The organism is Komarekiella delphini-convector SJRDD-AB1 (genome assembly GCF_014831675.1).
Taxonomy (GTDB): domain Bacteria; phylum Cyanobacteriota; class Cyanobacteriia; order Cyanobacteriales; family Nostocaceae; genus Komarekiella.
This window is the reverse complement of record NZ_VJXY01000003.1, coordinates 250,601-272,300: the sequence shown is the minus strand read 5'-3', so window position 1 is coordinate 272,300 and position 21,700 is coordinate 250,601. Positions and strand designations below refer to the sequence as shown.

General features: G+C 41.2%; 18 protein-coding genes. 7 read left to right on the top strand and 11 right to left on the bottom strand.

Annotation, left to right across the window (positions count from 1 at the left end):
• Positions 1-138: 138 nt before the first annotated feature.
• Entirely contained in the window at positions 139-858 is a 720-nt protein-coding gene (locus FNW02_RS05135; protein ID WP_191756485.1) for a DUF3386 domain-containing protein, read from the bottom strand.
• 250 nt (positions 859-1,108) lie between these two features.
• On the opposite strand from FNW02_RS05135, the gene FNW02_RS05130 reads away from it, so the two are divergent.
• Positions 1,109-1,924, top strand: a complete 816-nt coding sequence (locus FNW02_RS05130; protein ID WP_191756484.1) for a Uma2 family endonuclease — start codon at positions 1,109-1,111, stop codon at positions 1,922-1,924.
• Positions 1,925-2,216: 292 nt separating this feature from the next.
• Here FNW02_RS05130 and FNW02_RS05125 read toward each other — a convergent pair whose 3' ends face one another.
• Together FNW02_RS05125 and FNW02_RS05120 are read right to left on the bottom strand one after the other, a co-directional pair.
• Positions 2,217-3,974, bottom strand: coding sequence for a sensor histidine kinase (locus tag FNW02_RS05125; protein WP_191756504.1), 1,758 nt, complete (start codon positions 3,972-3,974; stop codon positions 2,217-2,219).
• 175 nt (positions 3,975-4,149) lie between these two features.
• Positions 4,150-4,383 carry a hypothetical protein gene (locus tag FNW02_RS05120; RefSeq protein WP_162394066.1) on the bottom strand — a complete coding sequence of 78 codons (234 nt, stop codon included), beginning with the start codon at positions 4,381-4,383 and terminating at the stop codon, positions 4,150-4,152.
• Between the two features lie 574 nt (positions 4,384-4,957).
• On the opposite strand from FNW02_RS05120, the gene lepA reads away from it, so the two are divergent.
• The 4 genes from lepA to FNW02_RS05100 all read left to right on the top strand — a co-directional run bounded on the left by lepA (position 4,958) and on the right by FNW02_RS05100 (position 11,942).
• Complete coding sequence (gene lepA / locus FNW02_RS05115; RefSeq protein WP_191756483.1) at positions 4,958-6,769, top strand: translation elongation factor 4; 1,812 nt, start codon at positions 4,958-4,960, stop codon at positions 6,767-6,769.
• A 328-nt stretch (positions 6,770-7,097) separates the two neighbouring features.
• Complete coding sequence (locus FNW02_RS05110; protein WP_191756482.1) at positions 7,098-8,285, top strand: glycosyltransferase family 4 protein; 1,188 nt, start codon at positions 7,098-7,100, stop codon at positions 8,283-8,285.
• A 571-nt stretch (positions 8,286-8,856) separates the two neighbouring features.
• Positions 8,857-10,710, top strand: coding sequence for an alpha-amylase family glycosyl hydrolase (locus FNW02_RS05105; RefSeq protein ID WP_191756481.1), 1,854 nt, complete (start codon positions 8,857-8,859; stop codon positions 10,708-10,710).
• 191 nt (positions 10,711-10,901) lie between these two features.
• Complete coding sequence (locus FNW02_RS05100) at positions 10,902-11,942, top strand: cyanophycinase (protein ID WP_431356789.1); 1,041 nt, start codon at positions 10,902-10,904, stop codon at positions 11,940-11,942.
• A gap of 99 nt (positions 11,943-12,041) precedes the next feature.
• Here the strand turns inward: FNW02_RS05100 and FNW02_RS05095 are convergent, their stop codons facing one another.
• The 6 genes from FNW02_RS05095 to FNW02_RS05065 form a co-directional block, all read right to left on the bottom strand.
• Positions 12,042-13,232 carry a cysteine desulfurase family protein gene (locus FNW02_RS05095; protein ID WP_191756480.1) on the bottom strand — a complete coding sequence of 397 codons (1,191 nt, stop codon included), beginning with the start codon at positions 13,230-13,232 and terminating at the stop codon, positions 12,042-12,044.
• A gap of 7 nt (positions 13,233-13,239) precedes the next feature.
• Entirely contained in the window at positions 13,240-13,866 is a 627-nt protein-coding gene (locus FNW02_RS05090; protein WP_191756479.1) for a type I restriction endonuclease, read from the bottom strand.
• An 87-nt stretch (positions 13,867-13,953) separates the two neighbouring features.
• Positions 13,954-14,610, bottom strand: coding sequence for a type I restriction endonuclease (locus FNW02_RS05085; RefSeq protein WP_191756478.1), 657 nt, complete (start codon positions 14,608-14,610; stop codon positions 13,954-13,956).
• A gap of 132 nt (positions 14,611-14,742) precedes the next feature.
• The gene (gene bcp, locus FNW02_RS05080; RefSeq protein ID WP_191756477.1) at positions 14,743-15,234 is read right to left on the bottom strand and encodes a thioredoxin-dependent thiol peroxidase; all 492 of its coding nucleotides are present in this window, start codon (positions 15,232-15,234) and stop codon (positions 14,743-14,745) included.
• Positions 15,235-15,646: 412 nt separating this feature from the next.
• On the bottom strand, positions 15,647-17,431 hold the full coding sequence (locus tag FNW02_RS05070; RefSeq protein ID WP_191756475.1) for a serine/threonine protein kinase: 1,785 nt from the start codon (positions 17,429-17,431) through the stop codon (positions 15,647-15,649).
• A gap of 231 nt (positions 17,432-17,662) precedes the next feature.
• Positions 17,663-19,588, bottom strand: a complete 1,926-nt coding sequence (locus FNW02_RS05065; protein ID WP_191756474.1) for a lipoxygenase family protein — start codon at positions 19,586-19,588, stop codon at positions 17,663-17,665.
• A gap of 186 nt (positions 19,589-19,774) precedes the next feature.
• Between FNW02_RS05065 and FNW02_RS05060 the strand changes: the two genes are divergently transcribed.
• Positions 19,775-20,617 (top strand): FAD-binding domain-containing protein, encoded by an 843-nt coding sequence (locus FNW02_RS05060; protein WP_191756473.1) that lies wholly within the window; start codon positions 19,775-19,777, stop codon positions 20,615-20,617.
• 37 nt (positions 20,618-20,654) lie between these two features.
• On the opposite strand, the gene FNW02_RS05055 is transcribed toward FNW02_RS05060, so the two are convergent.
• Positions 20,655-20,933 carry a type II toxin-antitoxin system RelE/ParE family toxin gene (locus tag FNW02_RS05055; RefSeq protein WP_191756472.1) on the bottom strand — a complete coding sequence of 93 codons (279 nt, stop codon included), beginning with the start codon at positions 20,931-20,933 and terminating at the stop codon, positions 20,655-20,657.
• The gene (locus tag FNW02_RS05050) at positions 20,923-21,165 is read right to left on the bottom strand and encodes a CopG family ribbon-helix-helix protein (protein WP_191756471.1); all 243 of its coding nucleotides are present in this window, start codon (positions 21,163-21,165) and stop codon (positions 20,923-20,925) included. Before FNW02_RS05050 ends, FNW02_RS05055 begins: the two co-directional genes overlap by 11 nt.
• Before the next feature lie 92 nt (positions 21,166-21,257).
• On the opposite strand from FNW02_RS05050, the gene FNW02_RS05045 reads away from it, so the two are divergent.
• Positions 21,258-21,674: a hypothetical protein gene (locus FNW02_RS05045; protein ID WP_191756470.1), complete on the top strand. Its 417-nt coding sequence runs from the start codon at positions 21,258-21,260 to the stop codon at positions 21,672-21,674.
• Positions 21,675-21,700 lie beyond the last annotated feature (26 nt).

Sequence of the window (21,700 nt, the reverse complement as noted above, 5' to 3'; positions counted from 1 at the left end):
TACGGCATGGCTTCTCTACTTTGAGGCTGCGCCAACGCTTAGAGCGAGTCTTGTCTGCGACACGCTGCGCGAACGAGCGTCGGCAACCTCCGCCTTGGGGTGGCTCCCCATGAGCGACTGGCGTGGGCTAGGGGGAATCTAGGTTTCAGCTTTCAGTGCGTAAGTCCTAAGCTTGATATTGGAGTAGCTGAACTCTGTTGTCATGCGAGCAACTGACCCTGACGCTCCTGATGTTGCTGCTTCTCTACCAGAGGCTCCGTCAACGCTAACGCCATCTTCACACTCTTGCACGACCTGTTTGGTCATTAAATAATAATCGCCAAATTTTTCATAGCTGTCTTCAAATTTCAGGACACTGCTGACTTCATTAGTTTTCGAGTTACGGAAAATCGCATCGTAACGACTTGCAATGTAGCCACAATCGGTATTGAAGCTTTCGTAGGTATTAATTACAAAAGCCATGCGACCCATAACCCGACTGACTTGGCAAATTTCTTTGCCGCGAATTTTATAATTAGAACCCATCGAGTCACCCTTGACTAGAACTTGCACCGCACCAGTTTCATCTGTCTCACCCAAGGTAAACTTATGCTGGCTATGAGACTGCTCAAAACTGGAGCGTTTGCGATGAGTGACTATATCCCGTAATTGGGTATAGATACCTTCTTGCACTTGTTCATCTGCAATACCGATAACTTCTACACTCAGGTCGCGGTTAATACGAATTTTACCTGTATAAACTTCTGAACCCTGCACTAGTTGCACATCTGCACAATAACCAGGAAAGTTTTCGTCCCAAGTGTAACGACTTTCGTAAGCGGTTTTGAACAAAGCGCTTGCTGTTATTGGATCTGTCATATAACCACTTTGACTTCACTTTTATCAGTTTAGTTTAAAGTCTGGAGTGCAAAGTTTACTGTCTGATAGATGTAATTAATGGCTTTTATATTATTGGACTAAATAATATAATCACGTACAATTCAAGTTATCCTCACCAGATGAAACCATTACTGGTTGTTAATATAAGGTGCTACTTTGCGTCTTTGCGTGAGCTAAACGCCGTATCGAGAGCGATAAAATAAAAGCAAATTAATAAAAGGCAGTATTTATGGCAACCCAGGTTAGTGAGGCCAAATCCTCAACCGAACTGGTAATCTCTTGGGAACCATTGCCCGATGATTTTCAGTTAGAGGATGACCCAGTGGAAAATACAGGTCAGCCAATCTTGGCTGGTGCTTTGCGCGAAAGCCTAGAAATAAGTGGTTTCATCCAACCCCAGATGTTAATAGCCTCAAATTTTGGTCTTTGTGCAACACTCAACGGACAGTTTATTGCTAAAGCTCCCGATTGGGTTTATGTTCCTTGTGTAAATCAGATTTTAGCTGAACGCAAAAGCTACACACCCAACTTAGAAGGAGATATTCCTGCCGTTGTGATGGAATTTCTATCCGACACCGAAGGTGGAGAATATTCGGTAAAGCGAACTTATCCACCGGGAAAATGGTTTTTTTACGAGCATATTTTGCAGGTTCCCATCTACATAATTTTTGAGCCAAATGGTGGTTTGCTAGAGTTTTATCAACTCGAAAATAGACGCTACGAACTCAAGCAACCTGATGAAAATGGTCGTCATTGGATTGCTTCGATGGGTTTATTTTTGGGAACTTGGCAAGGAACAAAAGAAACTCGAACAGGCTACTGGTTGCGGTGGTGGGATGAAGCAGGTAATTTGTTGCTGTGGGCAGTGGAACAGATTGAACAAGAACGCCAACGCGCCGAACAAGAACGCCAACGCGCTGAACAAGAACGCCAACGCGCTGAACAAGAACGCCAGCAAAAAGAACGGCTAATTGCCTATTTACAATCTCAAGGTATCGACCCCAATAATTTGCCCACAGATGAAACACCTACTAAATTACAATGACATCGGGTATGGAGCACCTCGTTTCTCGAAAACGCTGATGTCAATAGCTATACCGTATCCACCAGTAAGTGTAAGCAAGCTGGAAGTATGCGGCAACTAGGACAAAAGAAGCGTCAAAAATCTTCAAGCAACTTCGCTGTTAACAGGTTAGAGGATGTAGAAACCTCTAGCTTATGTGAAGCTAGCTAGAGGTAGTTCATATAATTCAAGAGTTACAAGAATTGGGTTTGAAAATTAAGTTGGTATTGATAGATAGTCTGTCTATAATGCCTTTATTTTTTTGCTCAAAATTCTAAGACACACAATCTGAGTTGCTGTCACTAGATGAAACAATTACTGGTTGTTGATACAGTGGCACTGTAAACGTAACTGTGGAGCCAAGTCCTTCGCCCAAGCTGTAAAAATGTACTTCACCGCCCATAGCCTCTACTAGCTTTTGAGATATTGCTAGTCCTAAACCAGTACCACCATATTGACGAGTGCGGGAGCCATCTACTTGAGAGAACAACTGAAACAGTTTATCTTGCTGATCTAGGGAAACACCAATGCCCGTGTCTGCCACTCGCACTCTTACCATACCGGGGAATTGCTGATCTTGAAATTTTGCCTTCTTAAGTACTAAATCAGCGCTGACGGTGACACCACCTTCATGAGTGAATTTAATAGCATTGTTTACCAAATTGAGCATGACTTGTAGCAACCGTTGATAGTTGCTTTGGACGATGATTTCATCAGAGGTCGCAGGCATTTGCATCCGAAAGCTGAGGTTTTTCATTTCCGCTTGAGGACGCATGATATTTTTAACATCATTGAATAGCTCATCCAGTTTGACTGGAGCATAAGGTAGCTCCATTTTGCCTGCTTCAATTTTGGCAATATCCAAGATGTCATTAATGATATTTAGCAGGTGTATGGATAAGTTATGAGCTTCTGCTAAAAACTGATTTTGTTCTTCTGGGTCGTCTGCCATCCCCTCTAAAATCAGCTTTAAAAATCCAATCATGCCGTTGAGAGGAGTGCGAATTTCATGCGATACATTAGCCAGAAACTCACTTTTGAGGCGGGAGGCTTCTTCGGCTTTTTGACGTGCTGCTTCTAATTCTTTGTATAAAGTAGCATGAGCGATCGCTGTTCCCAACTGATCCGCTGCTTCTTTTGCTAGTTCAAGTTCCGATTCTGTCAACGGGTAGCATTCATTTGGTAGATTCAAGGCCACAAATCCATTCGCTTGATCTTGATAACAAGTCGCAACTACCAAAATTTTCTGCTGCTGAAACTCTGTATATCCAGACACCTCCATCACAACTGGTTCTAAGGTTGTCAATGCCTGAGCAAAGGCAGGCTCACAAGCTAAATCTATTTCTGAGCCAAGTATTGATTTGAGATCTGACTGGTGATACTCTGCAACCACCTGTACTTTTGAGCTAGAAGACTGGTAGGGACAGATAATGCAACGCTCTAGCCGCAGCGCTTTCCCCAAACTGTCAACTGTTTGCTGCCAAATAATGTCTAAATCCAATGTCCCCCGGATATTTCTGGTAATTTGATTTACCTGTTTCCGGTGTTGCTGTGAACGTAAAGTCAACTTTAGCTGTGTGGGCGTTTTAGATACCACTTTTAGCTCTTTTTTGTTGACTTTAGTTTGTAGTAACCGTCCCATCACTAAAACTGTAGTGGCAGCGCTTCCCAATCTCGGCATAATAGGACTAATTGCCAACTCCAACTCAAACAGCTCTTGGCGGTAGCTAAACCAACACTGAAACCTTTCTGGCACTAAATTTGTCAAAATTCGGTGCAACCTTTCAAAATAAGTAACCTTATCCACAGGAGCAAAAGTTTCACCCTCGTTTAGCTCGTCAACTATTTTGTCAGAATTTAATCCCAGGAGTTCGCTTTGCTGCCAATAAAAGGTCAGATAGCGCCCTGCCCCATCTTGCACATACACCAACTCGGCTCCCAAAGTTGGTAATGAGCCATCAATCTTACTGGTAATAGATTCCAGATTGGGGGAAAACAAATTAGGCAATTGGGATTTGGCAGTAATAGTCATTAATCGAGTTGGATAGTCAAACGGCATCCTACCGTAGTATTACTAAAGCTGTTTAAATTTTGGCATAAATTTTTACAGCTTTTGCATTTTTGATTGGGTATTTCTTGGCGTTTTGGAATCTAAATTGACAAATTTTACTTTTTCTTTATCTTTTACTGACAGATGATTTTATATGTCAATCGTTCCATTCACCTCGAGGCGGAATAGGTGTACGTACTGGGGTGCGCGTCAGTTCATCATCTCTGGGTATTTCACCTCGCAACCACTGACGGATCGCCACCTCAATTACTTTACTAGGGTCGTTGGTGAGATGCTGAATTTGCTCTAGTAACTCGGAGTCCAGGCGGACAGCAATTTCTACCTTATCGACTTGTCTTCCCGCTTCGGTAGCTTTTTCTTGCATATTCATGGGCTTTATATACTCTGAATCTGTTTTGTCCAAAGCTTTGTAAAGCAGTTATATTCACAATTTTGGTTGGTTCACTGAAAAACTTTAAAGGGTACGGTTACATAGTTCCCAAAAATAGTACTAAAGTAACAGCTTTAAGTTTTGAGTGGCAATTTTCATATAACTCGCTAGACAATAGCTCTCTAGAAGTTTTGTCGGAAAATCAGTAGTTCCGGGCAATTACGGGTTGCAATTGCCTATGATCCCTACATGATCCCTACATGTACTTATTTATATTTATTGTACGCTCCTGGCTGATGAATACTAGCAGCCATAAATAGACTTTCATAATATTCTTAAAAGTCCCCCTATTTATATCTAAAGATAAAGATGGGGTGAAGGGAGAGATGGGAGAATGGGGGAGCAGGGGAGGCAGAGGGAGCAGGGGGAGCAAGGGAGAGAATAATTAATGACAAATGACCCTTGACTGTTGACTTAGCACTAAAAGCTAGCAGCGTCTTGGCTAAGAAAGCATTAAAATACATGAAGTAAATTGCTTTTTTAACCTTGGTTGCTGCTAAAGCAAAGATAGTATATGACTGACGTTCCCGCAGTTCGCATTCGCAATTTTTGTATTATTGCTCACATCGACCACGGGAAATCAACCCTCGCCGATCGCTTGCTACAAGCTACTGGCACTGTTGACGAGCGGCAGATGAAGGAACAGTTTCTCGACAATATGGATTTGGAACGGGAGCGCGGCATTACAATTAAGCTGCAAGCTGCCCGGATGAACTACACAGCAAAAGATGGTCAACAGTATGTGCTGAACTTGATTGATACTCCGGGACACGTAGACTTTTCTTATGAGGTGTCCCGCTCTCTCGCCGCTTGCGAAGGGGCGCTGTTGGTAGTAGATGCTTCCCAAGGGGTAGAAGCGCAAACTTTGGCAAATGTGTATTTAGCGCTTGAGCATAATCTGGAAATTATCCCGGTTTTAAATAAAATCGACTTACCTGGGGCAGAACCAGAGCGGGTAATTAGCGAAATTGAAGAAATTATCGGCCTAGATTGCAGCGGTGCAATTCTCGCCTCTGCTAAAGAAGGAATTGGTATTGATGAGATTTTAGAAGCAATTGTTGAGCGGGTTCCATCACCAGCCAACACGGTAAATGAACGTTTACGGGCGTTAATTTTTGATAGCTATTACGACAGCTACCGGGGAGTAATTGTGTATTTCCGGGTGATGGATGGCACTCTGAAAAAAGGCGATCGCGTCCATTTGATGGTATCTGGTAAAGAATACGAAATTGACGAGTTAGGTGTTCTCTCTCCTACCCAAAAGCAAGTTGAAGAACTGCACGCCGGGGAAGTAGGCTATTTGGGAGCGGCGATTAAAGCTGTAGCTGATGCACGGGTGGGAGACACTATTACCCTAGCTAAAGCCAAAGCAGCGGAACCTTTACCTGGTTACACAGAAGCGAACCCGATGGTTTTCTGTGGAATGTTCCCCATTGATGCTGATCAATTTGAAGATTTGCGAGAAGCTTTAGAAAAGCTCAGTCTCAACGATGCGGCGCTACATTATGAACCAGAAACTTCGAGCGCGATGGGATTTGGCTTCCGTTGTGGGTTTTTGGGCTTGCTGCACATGGAAATTGTCCAAGAACGCTTGGAGCGCGAGTATGACTTAGATTTGATCATTACAGCCCCCTCGGTGGTTTATAAAGTGACAACCTTGAAGGGTGAGGAACTGTACATTGATAATCCTAGCCACTTACCCTCTCCTAACGATCGCGAAAAAATCGAAGAACCCTACGTCCAAGTAGAAATGATTACGCCGGAAACTTACGTTGGCACTTTGATGGAGTTGTCGCAAAACCGACGTGGGATTTTCAAAGATATGAAATATCTCACTAAAGGACGAACTACACTCACTTACGAGCTTCCTTTGGCGGAAGTGGTGACAGACTTTTTTGACCAGATGAAATCGCGATCGCGCGGTTACGCTAGCATGGAATATCACCTCATCGGCTACCGGGAAAATCCTCTGGTGAAGTTGGATATCATGATCAACGGTGATCCTGTAGATTCCTTGGCGATGATTGTTCACCGGGATAAAGCTTACAACGTCGGGCGTTCAATGGCCGAAAAACTCAAAGAATTGATTCCCCGCCACCAATTTAAAGTACCAATTCAGGCATCAATTGGAAGTAAAGTTATTGCCAGCGAACACATCCCCGCCTTGCGAAAAGACGTGCTTGCCAAGTGTTACGGTGGTGATATTAGCCGCAAGAAGAAACTATTGCAGAAGCAAGCAAAAGGTAAAAAGCGGATGAAATCTGTGGGAACGGTGGATGTACCCCAGGAGGCTTTTATGGCAGTACTACGCTTGGATCAAAACTAGTTTCAAGGCAGGTATTGCCTACTATCAAGTTATGGGGAATCTTAGAAGGGTAAACTTTCCGATTCCCCTTCATAACATTTCTAAGTTAACAGCCGTCTTTTTGAGGCTGTATTTTTTATTTAGGTGAATAAAAGATGAATTTATAGTTGAGATGTTTCATGAGGTCTTTGCTGATTTGGGTAGTCTTGATAACCTTTGATCAGCTTTATCAAACAACTGTTAAAAAATTTAAACATTTTAGTAAATATACTCACAGTAATTGCCAGACTTGTATTTTTAGATAAATGTAGTTTTTTAGATATTTGTAAAGCATCAGGGAGTCTAGTCAATGAAGATACTGGTACTAAGTTGGGAGTTTCCACCAAGAATAGTTGGGGGAATTGCGCGTCATGTGGCAGAGTTATACCCGGAATTGGTAAAGCTAGGACATGAAGTCCACCTAATTACGGCGGAATTTGGGCACGCATCGATGTATGAGGTAGTTGAAGGAGTACACGTACATCGAGTACCAGTGCCTTATAGTAACGACTTTTTCCACTGGGTAGTAAACCTGAACCAGAGCATGGGGGATCACGGTGGTAAGTTGATTCTGGAGGAAGGAACCTTTGATTTAATTCATGCTCATGATTGGTTGGTGGGAGATGCGGCGATCGCTCTTAAGCATAATTTTAAAATCCCCTTAATTGCCACAATTCACGCTACTGAATACGGTCGCTATAACGGTATTCATACAGACACCCAACGCTATATTAGCGGCAAAGAAAATTTGCTGGCTTACAACGCTTGGCGAATTATCGTTTGTAGCGATTACATGCGACAGGAAGTAGAACGAGCGCTACACAGCCCTTGGGATAAAATCGATGTTATTTTTAACGGTATTCGCCCAGAAAAGAAAAAGCATCACGAAGATTTTCATGCTCTGGATTTTCGTCGCCAATTTGCTACAGATGATGAAAAAATTGTTTACTACCTAGGTCGCATGACCTACGAAAAGGGTGTACCTATATTACTAAATGCGGCTCCCAAGATACTTCGAGAAATGGGAGGTAACGTTAAATTTGTGATTGTTGGTGGTGGCAATACTGACCATCTCAAGCGCCAAGCCTGGGATTTGGGAATTTGGCATCATTGCTATTTTACAGGTTTTCTCTCGGATGAATACTTAGATAAATTTCAAACCATCGCTGACTGTGCTGTATTTCCTAGTCTTTATGAACCCTTTGGGATTGTAGCTTTGGAAAGCTTTGCTTCTCGTGTACCAGTGGTAGTTTCTGATACTGGTGGTTTTCCTGAAGTGGTACAACACACTAAAACGGGTATTGTGACCTGGGTGAACAATCCCGATTCCCTAGCTTGGGGAATTTTAGAGGTGTTGAAAAATCCAGGTTATCGACAATGGCTAATTGATAATGCTTATGAGGATTTAGAGCGACGCTTTAGCTGGACGAAATTAGCCAAGCAAACAGAGAGTGTTTTTGAGCGAGTTGTGCAAGAGCGATCGCAAATTCTTTGGTAAAAGTCAATTTTTTATAAATTAAACCACAGATGAACACAGATGAACACCGATGAATTATCTGTGTTCATTTTTCGCTTATTCACATTTTTACAATAAGTCTAGGAAATGAAGTGAAGAAATATCAACTTTATTGGAATTTGCATAAATCCTTAATCAACCTGCGATAAATCTACAGCAGGCACTACTTCAGTAAACAGTGAACAACTGATAACTGATTTAATTTTTTCAGCAGAGTAAATTTAGAGGTTGTTTGAAAAGTGGTTGGCTGTATCTTTGCACTTGTTGATCCCCCCTAACCCCTCTTTTCAAGGGGGGAATTTGATTCAAAGTCCCCCTTTTTAAGGGGAGCCACTGTGTTGGGGAGACAGCGCCGTGGGCGGGTTTCCCGACTTGAGGCGACTGTCGTCGGGTTTCCCGACTTGTAGCAAGTGGCGTGGATTTAGGGGGATCTCAAAATATTTGATACATCACTAAGGACTTTTCAAACATCCTCTTAGCCTGGTTATAGATGTTATTTCAATTACATCATCAGTAAAACTAGTAAAAAATTCAATTAATCAAGGATGTCCGTATGAAACTGCTACCTTTGGATAAACTAGGGGCTAGAGAAGCCAATGGTATTGTTGATTTTGGCATATTTCTTCCTTGGGTTTCAAAAAATGATGGTAATCGGTTATGGGTTAAAGTAATCCATGAAAAAGACCAATTTTTGCAAGATATTCAACCTCTACAATTTGAATTAGAACACTCTATCGATCCAGAGTATGGTGATTATTGGTCAACTCGGATAAATATCAATAATCAAGCAAAGCCAATCTCTAAATCTGCATGGGGAGAACCAGGTAGATATGTTTATCGCTATTTTTTACAAAATCCCAATAAGGGAGAAATTGATTGGATTATTGACCCTTTTGCTAGAGAGTTTGGTGTAGGTAAATTATCCGCTTTTACATTAGGTTATCAACCATACGAGTGGAGCCAGCAAGAAAATGCCTGGAAAACTCCAAATTTAAAAGATATTGTTCTGTACGAATTAATGATTGATGAATTCGGCGGCAATATTGATGGAACAATTGAAAAGTTCAGTTATCTAGCAGATTTGGGAGTTAACTGTCTAGAAATCATGCCGCTTTCCAATGTGGCTTTAACAGTAGATTGGGGCTTTTTACCGCTAGGCTACTTTGGAGTAGATGAACGATTTGGTAAAAGAAGAGATTTACAAAAGTTGATTGATGCTGCACATCAACATAACATTGCTGTAATTGTAGATGCTGTTTATGGTCACACAGGTGATGATTTTCCTTACTCTTATGTTTATAAAAAATTAGGGTATCGGGATAACCCTTTTATGGGAACTTTTGCTAAAGATTATTTTGGTGAAAGTACAGACTATAATCGCAAGTTTACCCAAGATTTTTTCTATACAGTTAACTATCACTGGTTAGATGTTTATCACGTTGATGGATTTCGTTATGACTGTGTACCCAATTATTGGGATGGTTCTACGGGAGTTGGTTACGCTAACTTAGTTTTTAACACTTACAAAACAGTCAAAGAAAAGAGAGAAGCTGGTGAGTATTGGCAGAGATTTTTTAATAATGACACGATCAATTTGATTCAGTGTGCTGAACAATTAGAAGGGCCAAAGGAGATTTTGGAACAAACTTATACCAACTCTACTTGGCAAAATGAAACTTTAGGTGCAGCCAAAAGTGTAGCGTATGGAAATCGGGGGGATTTAGCTAACCTTGGTTTTAAGTTGGGTTTAGATGGTTATCCCACAGAGATTACAAACAACGGTGACAAAATTGCCAAGACTGCACTGCAATATATAGAAAATCATGACCACTCGCGTTTTGTTTGTAACTTTGGGGCGATCGCACGCGATAATGATTTATTACAAGAAGGTAATCGAGGACTGTGGTATAAAGTTCAGCCTTACCTCATTAGTATTTTTACTGCAAAAGGTATTCCCATGCTATGGCAAGGTCAAGAATTTGGTGAAAACTATTACCTCCCAGAACAAGGTTTTGGGCGCGTGATGTTGCTTCGACCTGTGCGATGGGATTATTTTTACGATGCTATTGGTAACAGCGTCATTGCCTTAGTACGGAAGCTGATTAAACTGCGTAAACAGCGATCGCTGTTTACAGAAGGCAATCATTTCTTTTACAACAATTATGAGCGTTATCACTCAAAAAATGTCTTGCTATTCTCTCGTCAACACGCTAACCAATTTAGCCTAGTCGCGCTTAATTTTGGCGAAACCGATCAGAGTGTACCCTTTTGGTTTCCCATTGCTGGCGATTATCAAGAAGAACTTCACGGTGAGAATAACTTAATCGGCGTTCCCAGTTATTCGGAATATTGGTTAAATATTCCTAAAAACTATGGAAGAATTTGGACGGTGACAATCAACACCTAAGTTAGGTAAGCATGAATCAATTAAAGTTAGTAGTTGGCGCTCTAGCACTAAAGAGCTAACTACAAGCAAAGAATAAATGATTACTCTGGATTTTTTGGCGTTAAAAAACAGTACAAGCCCTGTACGCTGGAAATTTCACCCTTTCTGATGCGAGAGTTAGCAGTAATTGCAGTTTGCACCAGAAGTTTAGTATGACGACAAAGGCATTCCCAAATATCGCAAGGTACTTGAAAAGTGCAGGAATCAAGTTGTTGGAGATGGGAAGCTTCCTTATAAGCGGTTTTATCGCAAGCTGGAAACGCTACTTCCTAGGCGACACTGTTGAAGTTCGCCCCGCCTTCGATGTCTGTCCCACCTTAGCTGGCCCTGTCCTGAGCTTAGGTGGGGGTGGCCCCGATGTCGATGACGCCATTCAGTGGATGATTAACCAAGTTAGAGGAGGTAATAAATCCGCCACTAAAGTTAATGTTGTCGTTATTCGCACTTATGGTAATCACGATTACAATCGGCTAATTTATGCCATGAAAGGCGTGAACTCTGTGGAGACTCTTGTTGTTAGCAACAGACAAGAAGCAAACAGAGCTGAGATTGTTGAGAAAGTTAGAAAAGCTGATGTGATTTTCTTTGCTGGCGGCGACCAATGTCAATACATTCGCAACTGGAAAAACACCAAGCTGGAGACTGCCATCAAGTCAGTTTACGCTAGGGGAGGTGGTATTGGTGGTACTAGTGCCGGTGCGATGATCCAAAGTGATTACGTCTACGATGCTTGTGCTTCTTCTGAAAAAGGCATTGAAACCAGAGATGCACTCGAAGATCCCTACCGGGATATTACTTTTAGTTACAACTTTTTCAACTGGAGGAATTTTAAAGCAACCATCGTAGATACGCATTTTGACAGGCGCGAAAGAATGGGTCGAATTATGGCCTTTATTGCTCGTCAAATTAAAGACGGCGTATCCAGAAGCGTTTTAGGTATAGCAGTCAGCGAGAGTACCTCGGTTGTTGTGGATAAAAACGGTCTAGCGAATGTCATCGGTAGAGGTGCAGTATACTTTGTACTTGGCGATCATCTGCCTGAAGTATGCGAACCCCGAACTCCTTTGACCTTTTCCAACTACAAAATTTGGAAACTTCGCAGTGGCGACACCTTCAACCTCAAATACAGACCGACATCTGGCTATTATCTCAGAAGCGTTAAAAGGGGAAGGATTGACTCAAATCCATATTGAGTGATGGGTCAAGAGTCAAGAGTAGAGACGCGATTAATCGCGTCTGTACAAGGGTCATTGGTCAATTGTAATTTTTCTTCCTCTGCTCCCCCCACTCCTCTACACCAGGGTTGCTTGTTTGCGTAAACTTTGAATAGTAGCGATCGCATGTTTAGCTACAATATCGATCTCTTCTTGTGTATTAAACCGTCCAATGCCAAATCGCACTGAGGCATAAGCTAGCTGTTCTGAGTGTCCCAGTGCTGTGAGAACATGAGAGGGTGCAGTGGTTGCCGACGAGCAAGCAGAACCAGAAGACACCGCCATCACTGGCTGCAATCCTAGCAAAAGTGCGGCTCCATCCACCCCCTCAACACTGATATTTAAGTTTCCCGCTAGTCGCTTTTGAGGATGTCCGTTAAAGTGAATTCCTTCCAACTGCGAAAGCGTCTCCCACAGTCTTTGTCTGAGTTCAGTGAGGCGTTGGTTTTCTGTCGCTTGTTCAGCCAAAGCTATTTCTACAGCTTTACCAAAGCCGACAATTTGCGGTGTATACAAAGTACCAGAACGCATCCCCCGTTCATGTCCACCACCATGCTGCTGGGGAGCAAGTTGTACTCTGGGGTTGCGCCTGCGGACGTATAGCGCTCCGATGCCTTTTGGCCCATATACTTTATGTGCAGTTAGCGACATCAAGTCAATTTTCATTGCTTGCACATCTAAAGGAATTTTACCAATAGCTTGGGCTGCATCGGTGTGAAATAGGATTTTGCGATCGCCTCCGGCGGGGCGTAGCCCATCGCGGCACATTTCCCCAATTTCTGCTAAAGGCTGCAAAACGCCAATTTCGTTATTTGCAGCCATCACCGATACCAAAATTGTTTCAGGACGGAAAGCTTTTGCTAATTCAGTTAAATCAATCAGTCCATCTTTTTGAACTGGGAGAATAGTAATTTCAAAACCGAGGCTTTTTAAATAATTACAAGGGTCAATAACTGCACTATGTTCACTAGCAACAGTAATAATATGCTGTCCTTTTTTAAAATAGGCTTCTGCAACACCTTTGATAGCCAAATTATTAGCTTCGGTAGCGCCACTAGTGAAAACAATTTCCTCTGGTGTGGCGTTGATTGCTGCTGCCAAAATTTCCCGCGTTTGTTTAACCGCTGCTTCTGCTTCCCAACCGTAAACATGACTAATACTGGATGGGTTGCCAAAGTGTTCTGTAAAATAAGGTAGCATTGTTGCCAGTACTCGTTCATCCACTGGTGTGGTTGCGTGGCAATCGAGGTATATAGGGTGAATAGACATAAATGAATTAACTTAATATCTGACTCAGTTTTTTTAAGATACTTAAAACCTTGTACAATTCATTTTCTCGTCTTGACAAAGTTAATTTATCAGACAAAGCATACTCAGGCTTATCTTGCTTTATTAATTTAATAAATTGAAAATCTTCTCCATTAGTTACTAATCCAAACATCGGTTTTGCTGGATGAGGATTTGCAAGCATATAGGCGAGTGCTTGGGGTATAGCTTCTAAAAGAGAAAAACTAGCCCTTTTAGATTCAATGATTAAAAGCCACAATTGTTCTTGAATAACTAAAACATCAATACGCCCTCTGATAATTTCATCCTCATCCTCTAAAGCAATTTCTATAGATTCTTCAGTACCGATCAAAAACGGCTCATCATAAAATCCTGCCAAATCTAATAAAGGTGACAATACTACCATTTTTACTGCATTTTCTAAGATTGGTGGGCGTTTAACCAATCTGAGGAAATTAGCTTTAACTCTGTCTAAATATTGCTTTTCTAAATCCGCGATTTCTGGGAGAGTGCCAAACCATTCTGGAAAAAAATCTTCAGCCTCAACTTGTTGCAAGCCAAATCTTTCTTCGAGATAGGCAAGTCCGATATTCTGTGCTTGGATAAATTGAATCATAGTTTATCAAAAAATACAGTATGATTTCCCATCTGGAGTCGAATTCATTAGCCTAATGTTTCTAGGCTATTTTGGTTAGGACATAAATTAACTCAAAACCTGACCTAAATTTTTTAATATATCTAAAACTTTATATAATTCATTTTCGCGTCTATATAAAGTGAATCTGTCAGATAAACCATATATTGGTTGCTCTTGTTTTATTAATTTCATAAATTGGAAATCTTCCCCATTCATTACCAACGAATATGCAGGATAATCAGGTTTAGGATTTGCCAACATATAAGTTAGTGCTTGGGGAATTGCCTTAGCTAAAGAAAAGCTAGATCTTTTCGATTCAATAACTAGCAACCATAATTGATTTTGAAGAATTAGCACATCAATCTTGCCTTTAATAACTTCTTTAGTTTCTTCGGGCTTTTCTTCATTATAAATGATAATTTCTTCACTAATTTCTATAGTTTCTTCTGTAGCGATGTGAAAAGGATAACGATAAAAACCAGCTAAATCTAGCAAGGGAGACAATACTACTAATTTTACTGCCTCTTCTAAAAGAGGAGCACTTTCAAGGACGCTAAGATAGTTAATTTTAACTCTGTCTAAGTATTGTTTTTCTAATTCGGAAATTGTAGGTAAGTAATCAAACCACTCTGTAAAAAATTGCTCATTTTCAGACTTGTGTAGAGCAAATTTTTCCTTGAAGTAGTTAAGAGTAACATTTTGGGCTTGGATGACTTGAATCATGTTGATTTAAACTTGCGATAAGTCTAATTTCTTACTTCGATGATAGCGCTGACAGTTTCTAAATCCATAGAGCGTAATAATAATAAGACACTTAGAGGCGATTATCTCTTCATCTAGTTACGTTTGCATGGCTCACTTGGGACTTGATGTGGCTGCTAATTCCTGCAATTTAGTTAAAACTGCTTGAGCATGACCTTTGGTTTTAACGTTTGGCCAAGCATAGGCAATAATCCTATCAGGTGAAATCAGGAAAGTTGACCTAGCAACACCCATATATTCTTTCCCCATAAACTTTTTTAATCGCCAAGCACCATAAGCTTCTATTAGATGATGTTCTGGGTCACTTAAAAGAGTGATTGACAAATTATGTTTGTTAATAAATTTGCAATGAGCCTTACCTGAATCTGGGCTAACGCCTAAGATTTTCGCTCCTAGTTGGCTGAAGTCTTGATACAATTCGGTAAAATCTTTTGCTTCAGTGGTACAACCAGGAGTGTCATCTTTAGGGTAGAAATAAAGGACAACCCACTGTCCGCTAAAATCAGCCAAACTGACTAGATTATCGTTTTGATCAGAAATGGAGAAATCTGGCGCTGGTTGTCCGGTTTGGGGAATGTTGCTCATGGTAGGAGTTTGAAAGATTGCGTAGGCGTAGCCCGTTAGACATCGCTTTCAAATTTTACCTAGATTAGGCGATTGCACGTTACCATTACTTCTATTTCATCGCTAGAATACTTAAATTTTTTCACGAACCGCCTTCGCGCAGCGTCTCGTAGAGAAGGACGCAAAGAACGCAAAGGAAGAGAACAAGGAGAAGTCAGTAATTTTGTAGCTCAGAATAGCGTAGGCGTAGCCCATCGTAGACATCGCTTTCAAATTTTACCGAGATTAGGTGATCGCGTGTCACTACTGATAGCGATTACTTTAAAAGTTTACCCAACTTAGGCACTGATACATATTAAATAATTTAATATCATGTTAAGTTAGGTAGATAAATAGTGAATAATACACTATTTAAGCAATTTTTATTCATAACTCAAGGTTTAAATGAAAAGGTATGAATACTTGTTTCAAAGGTGGGTAAATTTTGTTTAAACTCACTAGATTTGCAAATAAAACCTACACTCCATAATGTAGAAGTAGTTTTGCTTTTTAATAAATAAATTATTTCTGTTGATCTATTATTTATTTGTAGGATCATTCTTCCTGTTTCATATTCATCATTTTGCATCATCTTCATATCTACTAAAAACAATTTTCTGTTTATAGTTGACAATGCTTTGTATGACTCTTGTAAGTGAACTTTTAATGTAGTATTGGCAGGTATTTGTTCTTGAAAAACCATTGCCAATTGACCTGATGTGGGATTAACCGCTAAGATAGATGCAGTAGACAGTGCTTGTTTACCGTATTGAACAAACTTTTCCATATTCGGATCTCGACTTCTTGAATAGTCAAGACTGTTGTCAAATATTTGGTTTAGTTCTCCTTTAATCCAACTTTCAGGCAACCATAATTCTGCGTCACCGCCCTCAAACTTTTTCCAACCGTATGGAATTTCTGGAGATGTATTTTTATCAGAAATCGAAGGGTCTTGATTTGTCGAACCAGAATTTATTTTGTCGGGACTATTTGCATATTCATCTGAATTACTTGCTTGTAGCTCAGTTGGTGTTGAAGTCACAACTGGCTGACTTGGATGAGAATCAAATAACTTATAAATACCCCGACTACCGAATTTAATTAAAAAAAGTATAGCGAAAGCAATTACTCCACCTGTAAATTGGGCGGTCTTGCTAGAGAATATATTAGTTTCAGTTGTTGAAGATTGAATTTGAGTAGTCGCTGACGTTTTAAGTTGCCTACTTTGTTTAGGCTTTTCTATTTCTGTAGGTGGTAATTGTGATGCTGAGAAAAAAGGCGAATATGGCTGTACAGTTGAATTAATTTCTGATAAACACCTCAAAATCATTTGGGCATTTTGAGGACGCTTGCCAGGAAATGCTTCCATTAAGTAATCAATCAAACCAGCTACTTGCTTAGAAATTTGCGAGTTATTGTCTCGCCACATTAACTTACCAGTTCGCGGATCTTCAGAAAATTCATCAGGAGATTTACCAGTGAGTAAATAAACAAATGTGCAACCAAGGGCAAAAAAATCTGATTGAGGTACAGCCTTCCCATTGACTTGTTCCAATGGTGTATAACCTGGTGAAATAATCCCTGTTATATTCTGCCCTGCTGCTTTCTGATGATAGGTTCGTGTAACTTCTCTTGCTGTACCAAAGTCTATTAAAGCCAGGTTTCCATCGGCTTTGAGCATAATATTTGGTGGCTTGATATCTCGATGGAAAAAATTCTGCTGATGCACTTCATGCAAAATATTTGCCAACTGGGTTAGCCATAAAAGCGCTAGCTGTTCATCAATGGGGCGATTACCTCGTTGTTCCATATACTGGTGCAAATCCAACCCCTCGATTTTCTCCATTACCAAGCAATGTAGTGGCGATTGGCTATTTTTGGGCAAGTATGTAAAATACCCATCTCCTTTTGGAATCCCTGGATGATTCAGGTGGCTTAATACTTGTGCTTCTTGCTGAAAAAGCGATACAGCCTTAGCATCATCTAGTATGAGAACTTTTAAAACTTTGAGGGTGTTGCTGTGGTTGATTTCAAATGTCTTGGCAAAACCACCAGCCCCCAACAGGCGAATCACTCGATACCGTCCTTCCAATAGTAATTCTGACTCACAGGTTTGACAAAACAGGATATTGTCAGGATTGTGTGGTTTTGGGCAGTGAGGATTAATGCAGAAAGTCATAGTGTTTTTTGCAACACAGTTTGTCCAGTTAGTCTAGCCTTACTGAGATATTTACGTCACCAGTAAAAATTAGGACAATGGGCATCACACCCGTTCATCTTATTTGTGATCAGAAAAATTCTCTGTCTAGGTTGATTTTGCTGCGTCTATAGCTTCGCCGTAATACCAAAAAACCTGCTCATAGCAGGCTTGATTTTTAGATTTGTGATATTTCTAATCTGCGATCGCTCATCAAATATTAATACTGTTGGGAATGCGAGAGGGTAGAAGATATGGATACTCAATCCCGGTATCTGCTACACGTAGCTGATTGCGTGTCTTGATTTTGCTTTCAATTTCCACTAATTCATTTTGGAATTGTTTGAGGATCTGGCGATCGCCTTGATCAACAAATCGAATTAGCTCGGAACTACCCAGTTGTCCCCAATAAATCCCACTCAAGGAAAAAGTTAATTGCATCTGTCCCAAATCTTGCTTTGTTGAGGGTAGTAATTCTTCGAGAGTGGCTGGTGCGTCTGGTCGGCTGTAAAGTGCTAGAGGAGCATTAGGTACATAAGTAACATAATCAAATTGGCTGAAGTTCACTGCTGCGTGCTGAGGGCCACAGGTAAAGATGATTAAAGTAGCAATGTCTATGAGTTGTTGCAGGCTGGTAATTTCGCCAAACCCAGGCATCCGGGGATAGGAGGGTAATTCTTGAGGTTCCAGTCCAGCTGCAAGCACCCATTCTTTAGGTAGCCAGTCCGGTGCTTGGGGAAACTCTGATTTAGGACGAGAGTCTAAAGGTGCTCCTAGTTCTGCCGCCCAGGCTCTTAAATAAGGGTCTTGCTGAACTGCCTGGTCGCTTGGATAGTAACGTTGTAAATAGCGAGTAGTATAGTTGGCGATCGCTTCCCACAGCAATAAGGCATCATCTCGGTAAGGAAATTCTGAGATAAATTCAGGTTCGATTCCCCGGCGTTTGATGTCATTTAACAGGGAGTATTCCGCAAAAGAGCGTTGGCGATAAGCCCGGTTAATCAACCCCAAAGATGCCTCTCTTGTGGGAGCCATTAACTTGCCGATAGCGCCTTCCTCACCAAGCAAGACTGTATTACCCCGCGTATTAATTGCTAGTAAAAACTGAAAATGGGGATACAGTAACCGATATACGGGATGGTTACTAGGCAACTGTCGAGGAGTAGCGATCGCAAATGCTTCCATTGCTAGATGGGTGTAGCAAAGGTGGGTAAGTAGTTCGTGATATGTAACATCGGCTGTTTGCACGTAGAGTTTTGCCCGCGTCCAGTCGTCTGCATTCTCACCGCTGATTGCAGGAGTCACAACTTTACCTTTTTCCACCTGGATTAGTACTGGTTCTAACCCTTGCTCAGAGCGGTAAAATAACGCTACAGGACTCCCCACATACCGTCCTAGTTGTAAATCTGTGACTTTCAGGTCTTGTAATAGGGGATAGTCGGTAACAAACAAACGATTTTCGACTGCTGACTGTATTAGATCGATTGTCCTACCATCTGCTAATTGATAAGGCTGAGTTGCCCAAGCTTGCAAAATTGGTTGTTCAGCTGATTGAACTCGACGGATCACATTTGGGTTTTGCCCAGCCAATCGTTGACGAGCAAATTCGCGATCGCTTAAACCTCCATCTCGTTGATAAATGTGGTTAGCTACTGGGTAAGGTCGCCCGCTGTTTTCTAAAGCTTGAAAAAATTGCGATCGTTGCTGCTCATTCTTAGCTGTTACAGAAATATAACTCTGTGTATCTACTGCCTCAGCTGCTTTAGTTGCCGCCGTAAGTCTCTGTCCCATTGTCCGCCGTTCTCGAACAAAGCTGACATTGAATTGTTCATTTGGCGGCAGATTGAAATTAAACCATCCCGATTGAAAAATCTCTAAATCTACCAACAAAATTGAGAGTCGCAACCAGTTTTCATCTAAAGATTCGATTGCATTTTCCAACTCTTTTAATAGCAGGCTCCAGGGTTGCGATAGCTGTCCCTGATTTAGCTGATTTTTACGCAGTTTTGTCAAAATATAGCGCAACACGCCATCTTCCCCAGCATAGGGAAAAATCCGTGCAGGCCCCTTCTGATCCAAACCAGTTGGATCGTAACGATAATGACCTTGTTGCTCAGTAGTATTTACATGGAACACCATAATCTGCTCCTGTTGCAATGGTAATAAATGTAAGCTGAATAATCAAACCGCAAAGGAACCCCAGTAGAATTGTGTGCCTTCGTGAAGTGTAGACACTCCAAGCCTACGCTTCTATATAATTAGCGATCATAACTATTTAAGTTGCTGCTATTGTCCTATAAAAATTTAAGTAACAAATCACAAAACATGCTACGTAAATTTGCTAATCGTAATGAGTTAATAGCCTATCTCCGTCAAGAATTCCCAGATGCAGCAGAACGCGATGAGCATATCAGCGAAACTGTGGGGGGACGCAAAGCTGCTGAGCAAGCACTACAAAAAGTAGACTCAGCCAACTATGGTAAAACAAGAAACTTATTAGCAGGTGCGGTGACGCGACTTTCGCCTTATATTCGCTATGGAGTTTTGAGCTTGCGAGAAATTCGGGATTATGTACTTGAGCATGTTCAGCATCCAGATGATGCCACTAAATTAATCAACGAATTGGGCTGGCGCGACTACTGGCAAAGGTTATATATCAAGCTAGGCAATGGCATCTGGGAAGACCAAGAGGAATACAAAACTGGTTACACCGCAGCAGATTACACAGCAGAATTACCACAAGATATTAAAGAAGGCACTACAGGGCGAGTTTGCATCGACAGCTTTAGTCGTGATTTGCAAGAAACTGGCTACTTACATAATCACATGCGGATGTGGCTAGCTGCTTACATGATCCATTGGCGGCGCATTCGTTGGCAAGCAGGAGCTAAGTGGTTTCTTGAACACCTTTTAGATGGTGATCCAGCGAGTAATAATATGTCATGGCAGTGGGTTGCCAGCACTTTTAGTCAAAAACCGTATTTTTTCAACCGTGAGAACTTAGAACGCTACAGTCAAGGCGTTTATTGTCGCCAGTGTCCTCTTTACGGTCATTGTGACTTTGAAGCTAGCTATGAAGAATTAGAACAGCGACTTTTTCCCAATGGGGAATTTTTTAAACAACCCAACAGCCAAAGTTGGCAACGTGGGAAGAAAGGTAAAAGGTAAAATACCAAGTTAAAAAATCTTCTCGTCCGGTAAAGCTTTAATCAGGATAACGCTTTGAGGTGTGGAAAACTCGAAGAATTTCTACTGACTCCTCTTTGACTCGATAAATTACAATGTAACTTATGCCAGGGATTACAAGCTCCCTTGTACCTTCTACACGTCCAGTCCGCCCCATAAAGGGATAAGTCTCCAGTTGACTTGCAGCAATTTGAATCTTCAAAATTAATTCCTGTGCTGCCTCTGGATTATCTTTCGGTATATACTTATGTGCTTGTTCCAAATTACGGATTGCACGACGCAGCCACTTAATCTGCATTGGTTAGCTTTGCAAAAGTTGCTTTTACTTCCTCATCGCTGGCAAAGTCTCCTGCATCGGCTTCTGCAATTCCTCTTTTGATCTCCTGAATTTGCCACTGGTACATCTCTAAATAAGCGGCTACAGCTTCATTGAGGACGTAACTGCGATCGCGATTTATCCCTGCTGCGATCGCATCAAGTGCAAGCTTCTGATCACTATCTATGCGAAAAGTAATGTTTTCTTTGCTCATCGTCTTGTTAACTCCTATTATCTTGCATAATATAACATTGCATTATGCTGTTATATTATGCAATGCAACCTTAGAGACTAATTCAAAATCTAATGAATAAACCAATTGTTTGGGTACATGGAGACTGCTTAAGTCCCTACAACCCCGCGCTACAAAAATATCCTGACGCCCCAGCCATTTGGGTTTGGGATGATGCTTTGATAGAAGAATGGCAACTGAGCCTTAAACGCCTCACATTTATCTATGAATGCTTGCTAGAGTTGCCTATTGTTATCCGTCGTGGCAATGTAGCACAAGAGATTTTAGCCTTTGCTAAGGAACATGATGCCAACTTAGTTGTGACAGCAACAAGTCCCAGCCCTAGATTTAATGATATCTGCAATGAAATTACACCTTCTTTAGCCGTAGAAGTATTAGAGGTAGAACCATTTTTTGAGTACGACGGCTACATCGACTTAAAGCGGTTCTCGCGTTATTGGAAAGTGGCTCAAAAGTACGTTTTTGAATAATCTGCTTAACAATAAACTTATTGCAA

Bases quoted from the DNA above. Each gene is read 5' to 3' on its own strand.
- FNW02_RS05135 (WP_191756485.1), bottom strand. From the start codon at position 858: ATGACAGATCCAATAACAGCAAGCGCTTTGTTCAAAACCGCTTACGAA.
- FNW02_RS05130 (WP_191756484.1), top strand. From the start codon at position 1,109: ATGGCAACCCAGGTTAGTGAGGCCAAATCCTCAACCGAACTGGTAATC.
- FNW02_RS05125 (WP_191756504.1), bottom strand. From the start codon at position 3,974: ATGACTATTACTGCCAAATCCCAATTGCCTAATTTGTTTTCCCCCAAT.
- FNW02_RS05120 (WP_162394066.1), bottom strand. From the start codon at position 4,383: ATGAATATGCAAGAAAAAGCTACCGAAGCGGGAAGACAAGTCGATAAG.
- lepA (WP_191756483.1), top strand. From the start codon at position 4,958: ATGACTGACGTTCCCGCAGTTCGCATTCGCAATTTTTGTATTATTGCT.
- FNW02_RS05110 (WP_191756482.1), top strand. From the start codon at position 7,098: ATGAAGATACTGGTACTAAGTTGGGAGTTTCCACCAAGAATAGTTGGG.
- FNW02_RS05105 (WP_191756481.1), top strand. From the start codon at position 8,857: ATGAAACTGCTACCTTTGGATAAACTAGGGGCTAGAGAAGCCAATGGT.
- FNW02_RS05100 (WP_431356789.1), top strand. From the start codon at position 10,902: ATGACGACAAAGGCATTCCCAAATATCGCAAGGTACTTGAAAAGTGCA.
- FNW02_RS05095 (WP_191756480.1), bottom strand. From the start codon at position 13,232: ATGTCTATTCACCCTATATACCTCGATTGCCACGCAACCACACCAGTG.
- FNW02_RS05090 (WP_191756479.1), bottom strand. From the start codon at position 13,866: ATGATTCAATTTATCCAAGCACAGAATATCGGACTTGCCTATCTCGAA.
- FNW02_RS05085 (WP_191756478.1), bottom strand. From the start codon at position 14,610: ATGATTCAAGTCATCCAAGCCCAAAATGTTACTCTTAACTACTTCAAG.
- bcp (WP_191756477.1), bottom strand. From the start codon at position 15,234: ATGAGCAACATTCCCCAAACCGGACAACCAGCGCCAGATTTCTCCATT.
- FNW02_RS05070 (WP_191756475.1), bottom strand. From the start codon at position 17,431: ATGACTTTCTGCATTAATCCTCACTGCCCAAAACCACACAATCCTGAC.
- FNW02_RS05065 (WP_191756474.1), bottom strand. From the start codon at position 19,588: ATGGTGTTCCATGTAAATACTACTGAGCAACAAGGTCATTATCGTTAC.
- FNW02_RS05060 (WP_191756473.1), top strand. From the start codon at position 19,775: ATGCTACGTAAATTTGCTAATCGTAATGAGTTAATAGCCTATCTCCGT.
- FNW02_RS05055 (WP_191756472.1), bottom strand. From the start codon at position 20,933: ATGCAGATTAAGTGGCTGCGTCGTGCAATCCGTAATTTGGAACAAGCA.
- FNW02_RS05050 (WP_191756471.1), bottom strand. From the start codon at position 21,165: ATGAGCAAAGAAAACATTACTTTTCGCATAGATAGTGATCAGAAGCTT.
- FNW02_RS05045 (WP_191756470.1), top strand. From the start codon at position 21,258: ATGAATAAACCAATTGTTTGGGTACATGGAGACTGCTTAAGTCCCTAC.